The organism is Nostoc sp. KVJ20 (genome assembly GCF_001712795.1).
Lineage (GTDB): Bacteria > Cyanobacteriota > Cyanobacteriia > Cyanobacteriales > Nostocaceae > Nostoc.
Genome location: NZ_KV757677.1, coordinates 9,077 through 20,842 on the forward strand (window position 1 = coordinate 9,077; position 11,766 = coordinate 20,842).

Annotated in this window: 13 protein-coding genes and 1 pseudogene; 6 read left to right on the plus strand and 8 right to left on the minus strand. The window is 40.7% G+C overall.

What is annotated here, in order from left to right:
* Positions 1 to 162 precede the first annotated feature (162 nt).
* Positions 163 to 1,644, minus strand: a complete 1,482-nt coding sequence (locus tag A4S05_RS27895) for a GTP-binding protein (protein WP_069073048.1) — start codon at positions 1,642 to 1,644, stop codon at positions 163 to 165.
* A gap of 255 nt (positions 1,645 to 1,899) precedes the next feature.
* Here A4S05_RS27895 and tpiA point away from each other — a divergent pair, with 255 nt between their 5' ends.
* Together tpiA and folP are read left to right on the plus strand one after the other, a co-directional pair.
* Entirely contained in the window at positions 1,900 to 2,631 is a 732-nt protein-coding gene (tpiA, locus tag A4S05_RS27900) for a triose-phosphate isomerase (RefSeq protein WP_084227299.1), read from the plus strand.
* Positions 2,632 to 2,935: 304 nt separating this feature from the next.
* Positions 2,936 to 3,796 carry a dihydropteroate synthase gene (gene folP / locus A4S05_RS27910; protein WP_084227297.1) on the plus strand — a complete coding sequence of 287 codons (861 nt, stop codon included), beginning with the start codon at positions 2,936 to 2,938 and terminating at the stop codon, positions 3,794 to 3,796.
* Here folP and A4S05_RS27915 read toward each other — a convergent pair.
* Positions 3,793 to 4,635 carry an SPFH domain-containing protein gene (locus A4S05_RS27915; RefSeq protein ID WP_069073041.1) on the minus strand — a complete coding sequence of 281 codons (843 nt, stop codon included), beginning with the start codon at positions 4,633 to 4,635 and terminating at the stop codon, positions 3,793 to 3,795. The two genes, folP and A4S05_RS27915, sit on opposite strands and share 4 nt — an antisense overlap.
* Positions 4,636 to 5,043: 408 nt before the next feature.
* Here A4S05_RS27915 and A4S05_RS27920 point away from each other — a divergent pair, with 408 nt between their 5' ends.
* Entirely contained in the window at positions 5,044 to 5,388 is a 345-nt protein-coding gene (locus A4S05_RS27920) for a hypothetical protein (protein ID WP_069073042.1), read from the plus strand.
* A 405-nt stretch (positions 5,389 to 5,793) separates the two neighbouring features.
* Positions 5,794 to 5,973: a 30S ribosomal protein S21 gene (gene rpsU, locus A4S05_RS27925; RefSeq protein ID WP_069073049.1), complete on the plus strand. Its 180-nt coding sequence runs from the start codon at positions 5,794 to 5,796 to the stop codon at positions 5,971 to 5,973.
* Between the two features lie 193 nt (positions 5,974 to 6,166).
* Here the strand turns inward: rpsU and pth are convergent, their stop codons facing one another.
* Positions 6,167 to 6,808 (minus strand): aminoacyl-tRNA hydrolase, encoded by a 642-nt coding sequence (pth, locus tag A4S05_RS27930; protein WP_069073043.1) that lies wholly within the window; start codon positions 6,806 to 6,808, stop codon positions 6,167 to 6,169.
* Positions 6,809 to 7,018: 210 nt separating this feature from the next.
* On the minus strand, positions 7,019 to 7,291 hold the full coding sequence (locus tag A4S05_RS27935; protein WP_069073044.1) for a TatA/E family twin arginine-targeting protein translocase: 273 nt from the start codon (positions 7,289 to 7,291) through the stop codon (positions 7,019 to 7,021).
* A 133-nt stretch (positions 7,292 to 7,424) separates the two neighbouring features.
* Here A4S05_RS27935 and A4S05_RS27940 point away from each other — a divergent pair, with 133 nt between their 5' ends.
* The gene (locus tag A4S05_RS27940; RefSeq protein WP_069073045.1) at positions 7,425 to 8,003 is read left to right on the plus strand and encodes a Uma2 family endonuclease; all 579 of its coding nucleotides are present in this window, start codon (positions 7,425 to 7,427) and stop codon (positions 8,001 to 8,003) included.
* A gap of 112 nt (positions 8,004 to 8,115) precedes the next feature.
* Here the strand turns inward: A4S05_RS27940 and A4S05_RS27945 are convergent.
* From A4S05_RS27945 to psbH, 4 genes and pseudogenes are all read right to left on the minus strand, one after another.
* Positions 8,116 to 8,307: pseudogene (locus A4S05_RS27945) on the minus strand (four helix bundle protein); the annotation flags it as partial.
* 154 nt (positions 8,308 to 8,461) lie between these two features.
* Entirely contained in the window at positions 8,462 to 9,916 is a 1,455-nt protein-coding gene (locus A4S05_RS44325) for a formylglycine-generating enzyme family protein (protein ID WP_084227298.1), read from the minus strand.
* A 297-nt stretch (positions 9,917 to 10,213) separates the two neighbouring features.
* Complete coding sequence (locus A4S05_RS43705) at positions 10,214 to 10,552, minus strand: Pycsar system effector family protein (RefSeq protein WP_256091209.1); 339 nt, start codon at positions 10,550 to 10,552, stop codon at positions 10,214 to 10,216.
* Positions 10,553 to 11,011: 459 nt separating this feature from the next.
* On the minus strand, positions 11,012 to 11,215 hold the full coding sequence (psbH, locus tag A4S05_RS27960; RefSeq protein WP_069073047.1) for a photosystem II reaction center phosphoprotein PsbH: 204 nt from the start codon (positions 11,213 to 11,215) through the stop codon (positions 11,012 to 11,014).
* A gap of 85 nt (positions 11,216 to 11,300) precedes the next feature.
* Between psbH and psbN the strand changes: the two genes are divergently transcribed.
* Positions 11,301 to 11,432: a photosystem II reaction center protein PsbN gene (psbN, locus tag A4S05_RS39500; RefSeq protein ID WP_012410654.1), complete on the plus strand. Its 132-nt coding sequence runs from the start codon at positions 11,301 to 11,303 to the stop codon at positions 11,430 to 11,432.
* Positions 11,433 to 11,766 lie beyond the last annotated feature (334 nt).

An 11,766-nucleotide genomic window follows, 5' to 3' on the forward strand; every position in this document is an offset into this window, starting at 1 on the left:
GGGACATAGTTTTTGCGTTAAGCTGACACCAATGAGCATTATTCCCTACCGCGTGGTCTATTTACCTGAAAATAGCTGTAAATTGCATAATTAGGGTGGGTGTATTGCCCGCCCGTAGCCAAAGGTAGGCTTTTTAGGCTATCTGAAAAGATTGGATAGGTATTACTTTTTGAGTTTTACTTTGTGGAGCAATTCATCTTTAATGCGGTTGAGAATTGAAGTCTCATCCAGATTTGTCAAAATCCGATTAATCACTGCTTTCGGCCCATCAGGCCCCCAAGTTGCACCATTGGCTAAATAAACTTTGGTAACTTGTCCAATTCCGTAAGAAGAAACACCAGCTACTCCCCCTTGGGTGATTGCTACCGATAGATAAGGGCCTAGCGCAATACCACCCGTAGCTGTTGCAGAGATTCCAAGTAAAGTTTTTAATCCACTCAAGCCCAAATTTGCTAATAATTCACTAGCACCGATGCCGCCCATACTCAGGGCAATTTTTTGTAGCAATTGTACAGCGCCGGCTTCGGTCATGGAGAAGCCATAGAGCTTAGATAAACCCAAAATTAGAGCAATATCAATAACCACACTACTCAGAATATCTACCACAGTTACGGGATTAAGTGCGATCGCTAATGCTTTAGTCATTACAGCCTTCCAAATCAACTGATTGGCATTCTGCTCCCGAATCATCAGTTTTCGCTCAACCAATTGCTCATTGACAACATCTGCATAAAGCATGGTATTAAGAGCAACCAAGGCTTTACCCTCACGATGCAGAATTTCCAAAATTTTCAGCTTCAGTTCATCGATTTGGGCATTTCCTGTACGCAACTGGATGCTCCTCGTACCATCAGGGCGACGAATCGCCGTCTTTACCAATGGCGATGCCGCAGCCATGACAATTTCTAAAGGTGTAAGTAATTCCCGCACCCTTTCATCCCGGATTTTGTGATAAATTGCCATCCGGTCTGCTTCTGGATATTGGTCTACTTTGTTAAACACCAAAATGATCGGTTTACCTGCTTCCCGCAATTGAGAAAGGGCGGTGTATTCTAGCTTCGTCATGTCGCCAGAAATCACAAACAGAATCAAATCCGCTTGTTTGGCAATCTGTTCAGCTAAAGCGGCACGGGTTGCACCATCTACTTCATCCAACCCAGGAGTATCAATTAATTCCACCTGCGATTGACCTACACCAGGGAGAGTGACTCGCAAAGCACGTTCAGTTTCCCCAATCATTTCCTCGCTAATACTCCAATTAACTCTTTGTGCAGCACGGGTGACACCGTGCAGCGGTCCAGTTTCAAATACTGTTTGCCCAACCAAAGAATTGAGTAGCGAAGACTTCCCGCGTCCCACCATGCCAAAAGCCGCAATCTGCACTACCATCCGGTCTAACTTTCCCAGCATGGTTTCCAACTCAGCAATTTCCGTCTCTAACCCGGTTTTTTCTTGGGGATTGAGGTCGAGATTGGTCACCAAGTTTCGTAGTGCCGTTTGTGCTTGTTTATAATTCAGTTCTGTTTGAATGTCCTCAAAACTGAAAATGGCACTATCTAGTTCTTCTTCCCAACTGAGAGAATTTGGGTCAGTGTTAGCGGAATCGCTTTGATGAGGTTCAGGCATAGGCAAGGTGGAAGTCATATTAATTTTGGATTTTGGATTTTGGATTTTAGATTTTGGATACACCCCCTCTACCATCCTAGTTATTTTTAGCAAGGCTTTGGCGAGATGAGACAAAGAGAGTAAAGAGAACAAGATAAGAATAATTTTTACCCAATGCCCAATGCCCCATGCCCAATTCCCAATTCCCAGAGACTAATGACTAATGACTAACAAAAAGTCATAAACTGAAAAATGCATCTAATATAACGCGTTAGGATCTTGACTAAATTACCTGTGCGGAAAATCGTTATTGCCGGCAACTGGAAAATGTACAAAACCCAGGCAGAAACCCAAGAGTTTCTCCGAGGATTTCTGCCCCACTTAGAGGAAACCCCCCAAGGGCGAGAAGTGATATTGTGCCCTCCTTTCACTGATTTAAGCGTTTTGTCCAAGACTTTGCACGGTAGCCTCATCCAACTGGGGGCGCAAAATGTCCACTGGGAAGAATATGGAGCCTATACGGGTGAGATTTCTGGCCCAATGCTGACAGAAAGTGGTGTGCGCTTTGTGATTGTCGGTCATAGCGAACGACGGCAATACTTTGGGGAAACGGACGCCACCGTTAATCTGCGCCTCCGAACTGCTCAAAGGTTTGGTTTGACTCCAATTCTCTGTGTTGGGGAAACTAAACAACAACGAGATGCGGGAGAAACTGAATCACTGATTGCTCTCCAACTCGACAAAGGCTTGGTAGATATTGATCAGAGTAATTTGGTAATTGCCTACGAACCAATTTGGGCAATTGGTACTGGTGAAACTTGTGAAGCAGGGGAAGCTAATCGGATCATTGGCTTAATTCGTAGCCAGTTGACTAATCCAAATGTATCAATTCAATATGGTGGCTCAGTCAAGCCGAATAATATTGATGAAATCATGGCTCAACCAGAAATTGATGGCGTTTTAGTGGGAGGAGCAAGTTTAGAAGCTGAGAGTTTCGCTCGGATTGTGAATTTTCAGTCAGTGTAATGTGCCTTCTTTTCGTTCCCATGCAGAGCATGGGAATGCCTAATGTAGATAAGAAGAATTCAGAACTCAGTAGTCAGAATGGGCTAAACGCCCCGCTACCGCTAACAGAATTGAATTTTGTACGACTGGGTAATGAATATTGCTTAAAAAGATTGCTCTTTGTGGGCGAAAGAAAATTAAAATATTTTTCAAGAGTTGATACTCCACGCCTGAAGGGATGGAGTATTCTGAATTCTGACTCCTGAATTCTGACTCCTGAATTCTGACTCCTGAATTCTGACTCCTGAATTCTGACTCCTGTTTTATGCCAAGGAACTTGATAATTCGAGGACGCTGTTTCGATTGGGGACAGCGGACTTATTTGATGGGTATTTTGAATGTGACGCCTGATAGCTTTAGTGATGGGGGTGAGTTTAATACTACCTCTGCTGCTCTAGTACAGGCGCAAGCACTGGTGGCTGCTGGTGCTGACATGATTGATGTAGGCGGTCAATCGACTCGACCAGGGGCAAAGCAAATAACTCTGGCGGAGGAACTTGACCGGGTTCTATCGGTGCTACAAGTAATAAGACCAGAAATTTCAGTCCCGATTTCTGTAGATACTACTCGTGCTGCTGTAGCTAGGGCATCTGTAGAAGCTGGAGCGGATATTATTAATGATATTTCTGGTGGCACTTTTGATTCAGAAATGTTGCCAACAGTTGCAGAGTTAGGTGTGCCGATGATTTTAATGCACATCCGGGGAACACCACAGACAATGCAACAACAGACTGATTATCAAGATTTGCTCGGTGAGATTTATAGTTTTTTGGGTCGGCAAATTGAGGCAGCAACCACTGCGGGCATTGACCTGGATAAAATTATTATTGATCCTGGTATTGGTTTTGCGAAAAACTACGAGCAAAATTTAGAAATTTTTGGTGGTTTGCGATCGCTAACAAAACTCAACTGCCCTATTTTAGTAGGAGCATCCCGTAAAAGTTTCATTGGTCGGATTTTAAATCAACCAGATCCCAAAGCACGAGTTTGGGGAACGGCAGCAGCTTGTTGTGCTGCTATTTTTAATGGCGCTGATATCCTCCGAGTTCACGATGTTCAAGAAATGCACGATGTTTCACTAGTAGCCGATGCCCTATTGAGACAAGCTACACAGCGTGACTGTTAACTATTCCGTTCTTCGGTTTTTTTGCCGTTACCTTCTTGAGTTACTGACTCGGCTATCAACTCCTGAAACATTTCACTTGAGTTAGCTGGGTCTACAAAGACAATTTTGGCATTATTGCTCTCACCAAGTTTTTGGCTAGCATCTACGTAATCTTGAGCTACAAGATACCGCAAAATATCCCTGCTGTCAGGATTGGCACGGAGAGCTTGAGAAATAATTTGCACTGAAGCCATAGTTCCTTCTGCTTTTTTAATAGCAGCTTCTTTTTCCCCTTCTGCTTCAGTAATCAACGCCCGTTTTTTGATGACGGCGGCTTGCTCCTCTTCTCTAGACTTTCGCACACTCTCAGGTAGAGTAATTCTCTGAATATCTAACCGGAGAATTTCAACTCCCCAATCTATCGTTATATTATTCAACTGGTCTAAGATAGCTGAGTCCATCTCCGATCTGGAGACATTGGTTTGCTCTAGGGTGTTCTGGGCAATGATTTCCCGAAGTGTGGTTGTAGTTAACTGTGTTAGTGCCCCTTGCAGATCCTCAATCGCATAAAAGCTTTTCTCAATATCTCTGATGCGCCAATACACAACAGCGTCCACTTCCACATAAATATTATCTTGGGTGATCACATTTTGAGGTTTGATGTCTAAAATTTGCTCTCGTGTAGTATCTTCCATCACAACTTGATCTACCAAGGGAACGATAAAGTTCAGCCCCGGCTTAAGTTTCCGATGATACCGCCCCAAGCGTTCGACTAGGGCTTCATTTCCTTGATTAATCAGTTTTGCAGAACCTAATGCATAACCTATAAGGGCTAAAACTATAGCAATAATTGGCTCCATGTATGCTCCTATTCAGCTTTGGGGAGAATTTAGTGTCAAAGATATGGTACTAGCTTGTCATATCTTTGAGTTTTATGTTTTGAGTCTGTAATTTTATCAACACCAGCAGCGATGTCGAGTCACTGCGCGTCTTGTATGCATTCTGTTAAGTAAGATTGTTTTGCAGAATGCGTAGAAGCTGTGCTTCTTGTCGTCAGACATCGCTATTAAAGCACCTTGATTACACCCTGGCAAGGACTACTTGATGTAATTAAGGTTACTCGTACTGATATCTTCAGACGGACTGGATTTACATCCAGTATATTCACTTAAATTTAATTAACTTAACGTAAAATTTAGTAGTAATTTAAAAACTCCACTATAAATCGGGTTAAAATTGGCTTCAACCATTAAAAATGTAAAAATATTATGGGCAGATTGTTAATCAAAGTTATAGGTTTAATTCTACTTTTCACAGGTTTATACTTTTTTGGTCAAAACATTATATTTGTTAGCGGTTACTATATACCTTTTTCGAGAAGATTACCAGCTACAGTTTCCGTATTAGCAATTATGTCAGGTGTGTTTACATTGGTGTTTTTTCGCAGAGAAGCTAGTCAGCTTGGATGGATTTTGTTAGGTATTGGCATAGTACTAGTTTTCTTGAGTGGTGGAGTAATTTTCAGATCAACTAGCTTATGGAATTTATTTGTTGCTTTCGCCTCATTAGCAGCCGGATATAAATTATTTAATGAGGGTAGAATAAACTTTTGAAATTTACAAACATAATCATTGTTTCTCATATTTACTATAGCAATCTTATTTAATTAGTGAGATTTAAAAGACAAAAATCCCCAATTTCTTTGATAAATTGGGGATTTTTGTCTTACGAATAAATGAGGTTTACTATAGTAGCCAAAACTACATTTATCACCAGATAATATTACAGTCAGTAAAATTTGACATTATGATTTTCTTATCTGCTCTAATAGTGCTGAGACTGTATTAGAGCGCTTAAATTAGCTTTTGGTTAAGTGTAGATTTCACGATCAAGAAGCACACGTAACTAGTGTCAACTGGATAAATAGCCTCTTAATGATGACTTTAGCTCAGGGGGATTTTACTAAGGTTGAGGGTAATATTAGAATGGAAACTATTGATGATGAGGAAAAGTCAAGAATGACCCAGGTGGTTCTAGGAGAGAACGAAGGAATAGACTCAGCTTTGCGTCGGTTTAAACGCCAGGTTTCCAAAGCTGGGATATTAGCTGATGTGAAATATCATCGGCACTTTGAAACACCGATAGAAAAACGCAAACGTAAGGCAGTAGCAGCTAGACGAACCAGACGTTTTAAATAAAACCTATAAGAAAACTATGCCGCACCGACAATTAGGGTATAGATGAGTCGCTTTTCCTAAGCACAGAGAACGTTAAGGGCTTTATCTTGGTTGGATGGAAGAAGCTAAAAGCGCTACCCATCAACCAAAATAAGCGCCTTTAAACACCAGTTAGCTTCCTTTCGCAAGCTGATAGGGCAGTATTCATCTAACCCTAAGACTCAGAATTATTAATGGTGCGGCTATTACAAACATTCATCGCCTTTTCTACTCCCTGTTTGAGGCTTAGTTCAAGACACTCAACCACGAACTGAAGTACAACAGACATCTGCTGATTCTCCACGGAGGAAAATCGCCCCAGTACATGGGAGATAGCACCGGAATCATTGTTATTAGCTGCATCTTTGGGTTTACCAATACCTATTCGCAAACGGGGAAAGTTTTGGGTACTAAGATGTGCGATCGCACTTTTCATGCCGTTATGTCCCCCAGCCGAACCAGATAAGCGTAGACGAGTTTTTCCCAAAGGCAAATCCATATCGTCATAAATTATCAGCACTGACTCAGGTGGCAATTTATACCAATTTGTCACCGCTTGTATTGCTTGTCCTGAGCGATTCATATAAGTTAACGGCTTTAGTAAGCGAATTTTACCTCCACCTGGGGCTATACCCTCGCCATACTCACCCTGAAACTTGCGGTTTTCTGCTAAGGAAATGCGCCAAGAACGGGAGAGAGTTTCTACAGCAGCAAAGCCGATATTATGGCGTGTTTGGTCATACTTAGCTTCTGGATTCCCCAATCCAACAATTAGCTGGGGAATCACCAAAGCTGGTTGCGTAACAGCTTCTGTCATTTTGCCTACAGTCAATCAATTTTAGATTTTAGATTTTAGATTTTGGATTGAAACAGACCGCAAGGGTACAAGGTTTAGTGATTTTAGATTGACGATAGTGCAGCATCGGAACTAGCGTTTTTTGGATTTGTTACGTTCACCAAAGACGTTGCTCTAAACCGCAAAACAATCTAAAATCCAAAATCCAAAATCCAAAATTCGTATGTTCTCCTAGCTAGGTTGAGAAGAACTAGCGGTATCCTGCTCAGATTTAGCAGGGTAGATTTGCTTTGGTTCCAATTCAGCAGTAGTCTTGACAACTTCTTCTAACTGTTCTGCTTCTTTTTGAAACTCGCTTTGAAACTCCTTGGAAGCTTCTTGGAAACTACGAATTGTTTTGCCCACACTCCGACCAATTTCTGGTAGCTTTTTGGGGCCAAAGATTAACAGCGCCACTACCATAATTACACCCATTTCTGGCAGACCGATACCAAATATATTCATTTTTGTCTCCTGTAAACTATGGAACTACTACAGAAACTCACATATTATTATGTAGTCTACTCAATAATCGCCTATCATAGAAAGCGATGGCTGCGGCGAGCTACGCTAACGCCCCACGAGCGAGTGATGCTTTATGTCTCTGACAATTAAAGACTTAGAACAATTACAGTCACAAAATCCTGATTTGCGGATGGAGCTTGTAGAGGGAAACATCATCGTTATGGGGCCATCCGATTATCAGTCAGACGAAATTGGTTCTCGTTTGCTAACATTTTTGAATATATGGGTCATGCCTCGCAAATTGGGACGTGTTACTGGTTCTAGCGCTGGTTTTATTTTGCCTAGCATTGAAACCGATGAAACTGGAGGCGACCCGGAAAAAAGAAACCTCCGCGCTCCAGATGTTTCCTTTGTTCGAGCCGAACGACTCAAAAAGACTCAGCGTGACTTTGTGCAGTTAGTACCCGACCTGATGGTTGAAGTAAAATCTAAAAGCGATCGCATCAAACCACTCCAAGAAAAGATTAAGCTATTCCTAGAACTTGGATCTACAGTGGGTATTCTCATTGACCCTGATAAATTTTTAGTAACAGTTTATCGCCCTAACCTTGAACCAGTAGTTTTAAAAAATAACGACAAACTGACAATACCAGAATTACTTCCAGGTTGGGAATTAGCAATAACAGAACTATGGCCACCAGAATTTGAGTAACTCAACCACTTTGTAGAGACGGCGATTTATCGCGTCTTCTGCCTTAACCGAACAGTATTGAGAGTTGAGCAACTTTTCGGCTTACACCTACCAAGCTACTCAACCCAGTTTGATTTTTATATTCTAATTGAATAAGTTTATCTTTAGCATACTTGGCTTTAATTAATCCTTCTAATAAATCGTACAGTTGATTAATTATCCTGTCTCCTAAAGAAAACTTATGAATTTTTGGCAATCTCTCAATAATTGGCACATACCATTTAATACAATCATAAGTCTTTTGGATTACCGATAATTCTTTCATTCCATTTATAAATCTTAATTTCTTTTTCGGTCGATTATATATTTTTTCTACCACCCCTTGATTTAAAAAAAAATTAGATCGTTCCGCTTCGCTACACTCAACAAGTATAAAAAAACAAGAGTAAAGAGCAAGAGGGAAAAAGTATAAAGGGCTACTAAAGAATCCTCCCAACAGCGCAGACAACACGAAAACCAAAATTGTTGAAGATGACGTCGCGCACCGCCCTACCGTAGCCGTTGCGGGACGCACAACGGCAGACCTTAGGACTGACGAAACAGGAACCGCCCCGCAGCACAGCATATCCTTGCTTATGATAAAGATTATCATTATCGTCAAACCAAGCACTGCCATCTGCTGGCGCACCTTCGTAGTTATTGTGCCAATCATCAAGACACCATTCCCACACATTGCCATGCATATCGTATAACCCAAAGGCGTTAGCTACGCCAAAGCTGCCCACAGGTGTAGTCTCTTTTCTATAAGTTCCTTTGACACCAGTACCATAAACATAATTAGCATCGTAGTTAGCTAATTCCGACGTAATTGTTTGGCCAAAATGGAATGGTGTTGTTGTTCCGGCTCTACACGCATATTCCCATTGTGCTTCACTAGGGAGGCTGTAGATTCTGCCTGTATATTGAGATAAGCGCAAGCAAAATTCAATTGCATCATACCAAGAGACACGCTCTACAGGGCGATTTGCTCCTTTAAAACCAGATGGGTCTTCATCTAGCTTCCGATTCACTTGGGGTAACTGTGCCACAAATTTCCACTGCTCTTGAGTGACTGGATACTTAGCCAAGAAAAACGGTTCTACATGGACTAGATGCTGGGGACTTTCAGAGTCACGGCGTTCTAGCTCATCTGGTGGCGATCCCATTTTAAAAGTTCCTCCAGGAATTTTTACCATCTCTATCACTGATGGTTTTCCTGCTGCTTGACCGAGAGATTCTACAAAATAAGATGCTTGCTTTTGTCTTTTGTTAGTTACTTGCCCATTAGCGTTAACTGTTACGGATTCAAAGTTTTGACTTTGCAACTCTTGCTCATCAAAAATAATTTTACAACGCCAAGCTTTGATATCGTCTTCATGATCTTTAGCTTTGACTAATTCTTCAGTAAAATACTGTTTTACATCATCAGGAAGAATCTTAAAGGTTGGCTCGTCAACATAAAACCAGCCAGAAGCGGCTGTAACCAACCGTGAAAGTGGGGCTAAAACATAGTGTCCAATTATTTTATTAGCACATGGTTCAGATTTATCAAAATCAACCTCTCCAGTTGTTGCAGCAATGCGAAATTCTCGCGGTTTATTATTACGATTTTTGTTATAAACTTCAACAATTTGGCGAAATTTTTTGATGAATTGATAAGCATCTTTAACATCTTTAAATAAAATCCGATAACCATCGCCACCCAATGAGATAATTAGGTCATGATCCGGAGGAGTTATGACTGAATCCAAAGCCTTTTCAACAAATTCTTGAATACGCTTTATTAAGATGCGTGTCCCTTGTACCCCTAGTTCGCGTTCAATCGCATAAGTAGATTCTGAAGACTTGACCAAATCTAGTTGGACTACAGTTAATTTAAGATTACCAGATTCCATAAAAGCCTGAGTTTTTCAGAATAATAAATTTGATTGTAAATCCGTATTGATAATAAAAATTAATTATAGTTTTTTATAAATAAACATATTTATAATAGCTGAAAATGGAATTACCAAAATTGAAGCAATTAAAATATATATGGCGTATGTAAAAACCTGAAATTTTAAAAAGGCAATTTCAGAATTAATGGTAATTTGTCCAGCAATATCTTCGTATTCCTTTTTATAAGGTGTATTGATTTTACCCTCAAAGTAGTGCTGGTTCAGTGCATCTAGTAGTTCGGTTGAGTTATATTTCTATAAATGCCCGAAATAGTAAAAATTATCTGTATCTTTCCTGATAAAATTTGAGTTTTTAGGTGGTTTAGTCTGTAACCATAAAAGACGTTCCAAATTTATTTTAGGAAGAAAAGAAAGTGAGCAGATTAAAGAACAAATACAAAGTAAAATTGTTGTTAGCAACAAACCAAAATTCAATGATTTTGGTAGATTCTGTGCTGTAGCTAAAAGAGTTATGGTTGCAGTAATCCCAGCGCCAGAAAAAGCAAGCAAAATACCGTTTTTAGCCTCGGCAAACTTTAGCCACTCATTCACATTCTGAAAAATTGCTATGAGCTTGGAAGAAACTTCATCCATAAATGTCAAATTTAATCATGAATATAAAGCAGGAGTCAGAATTGAGAAGTAAAACAGGCTGAACGCAATGCTATCAGACTTAGATTTTGTACTTGAACAAGTTGGTTGAAATCTGCTGTAATAATTAGTCTAAGTAGTGTTTATACAAAACTATAGTTGATATTAGCAGTGCCAGTGAATTTGCGATAGTAGTTTAGCTTAAGCAAATCTAAGCTCTTTAACTATTGCGATGAGTTAAGCAAAGCGCAATCCAACAAAGTCCTCGGAAATATTGGTTTACCCTGCGGGATCTTACTATGTTCTTCAAGGGACTTGCAAAAAATAAATTATCCTAATTTCTAGAAGGGGCGCAAGGTCTTGCGCCCCTTCTTGCCCTGTAGCAAATCACAACTCACAAAAAAACCCGGATGAACCGGGTGTAACTTAACTTGTTATCCAAACTTGATAGCTGTCTATCCGTTAGCGTCCTAAACTGCGCCAATCGACAAATACATCCTGAACCAACAGTGATTGATTGTAAAGTTGCAGAATAATCAGCAGAAACACGAAAAATAGCAGAATAAAAACAGCCATCACCGGGGTAGTACCCCAACCTGGAGCCACTTTCCCATACTCAGAGTTAAGTGGTTTCAGGATATCTCCCAACCTAGTCCTTTGTGCCATAGTTCACCTAAGATTACTTGCCAAAGCTTTTTTTAATCTTCTGTAATATTCTATAAGAATAGCACTCATAATCAATCTCTCAATTATGGAACCCGCAATAGTTCTTAGCATTTCTATGGCTGCCGTGGTGGTTGCCATCACTGGAATTTCAATTTATACCTCCTTTGGCCCTCCTAGCAAGGAATTGAACGATCCGTTTGATGACCATGAAGATTAAAGGAGTTAGGAGTCAAGAGTCAACCCTAGTAAAGTTTGACCTCTCTCAAAACCTCTCTTTTTAGGAGCTATGGTGTACACACAAGTCAAGTTACCCCCCTTAATCCCCCCTTGCCAAGGCTACCGTGTATACACAAGTCAAGTTACCCCCCTTAATCCCCCCTTGGAAAGGGGGGAAAACCGGAAAATCTAGTTCCCTCCCCTTTCCAAGGGGAGGGTTAGGGTGGGGTAAAACCCTGGTTAATCAGCTATTTCAGACTTGTGTATACACCGTAGCCTTGCCAAGGGGGGAAACAAGAAAATCTAGTCCCCTCCCCAATGCATCGCTACGGTGT

Coding starts and splice junctions, on each gene's coding strand:
- A4S05_RS27915 (WP_069073041.1), bottom strand. CDS start 4,635: ATGGAGCCAATTATTGCTATAGTTTTAGCCCTTATAGGTTATGCATTA.
- A4S05_RS44325 (WP_084227298.1), bottom strand. CDS start 9,916: ATGGAATCTGGTAATCTTAAATTAACTGTAGTCCAACTAGATTTGGTC.
- psbH (WP_069073047.1), bottom strand. CDS start 11,215: ATGGCACAAAGGACTAGGTTGGGAGATATCCTGAAACCACTTAACTCT.
- A4S05_RS43705 (WP_256091209.1), bottom strand. CDS start 10,552: ATGGATGAAGTTTCTTCCAAGCTCATAGCAATTTTTCAGAATGTGAAT.
- folP (WP_084227297.1), top strand. CDS start 2,936: ATGCCAAGGAACTTGATAATTCGAGGACGCTGTTTCGATTGGGGACAG.
- pth (WP_069073043.1), bottom strand. CDS start 6,808: ATGACAGAAGCTGTTACGCAACCAGCTTTGGTGATTCCCCAGCTAATT.
- A4S05_RS27935 (WP_069073044.1), bottom strand. CDS start 7,291: ATGAATATATTTGGTATCGGTCTGCCAGAAATGGGTGTAATTATGGTA.
- rpsU (WP_069073049.1), top strand. CDS start 5,794: ATGACCCAGGTGGTTCTAGGAGAGAACGAAGGAATAGACTCAGCTTTG.
- A4S05_RS27895 (WP_069073048.1), bottom strand. CDS start 1,644: ATGACTTCCACCTTGCCTATGCCTGAACCTCATCAAAGCGATTCCGCT.
- A4S05_RS27920 (WP_069073042.1), top strand. CDS start 5,044: ATGGGCAGATTGTTAATCAAAGTTATAGGTTTAATTCTACTTTTCACA.
- A4S05_RS27940 (WP_069073045.1), top strand. CDS start 7,425: ATGTCTCTGACAATTAAAGACTTAGAACAATTACAGTCACAAAATCCT.
- psbN (WP_012410654.1), top strand. CDS start 11,301: ATGGAACCCGCAATAGTTCTTAGCATTTCTATGGCTGCCGTGGTGGTT.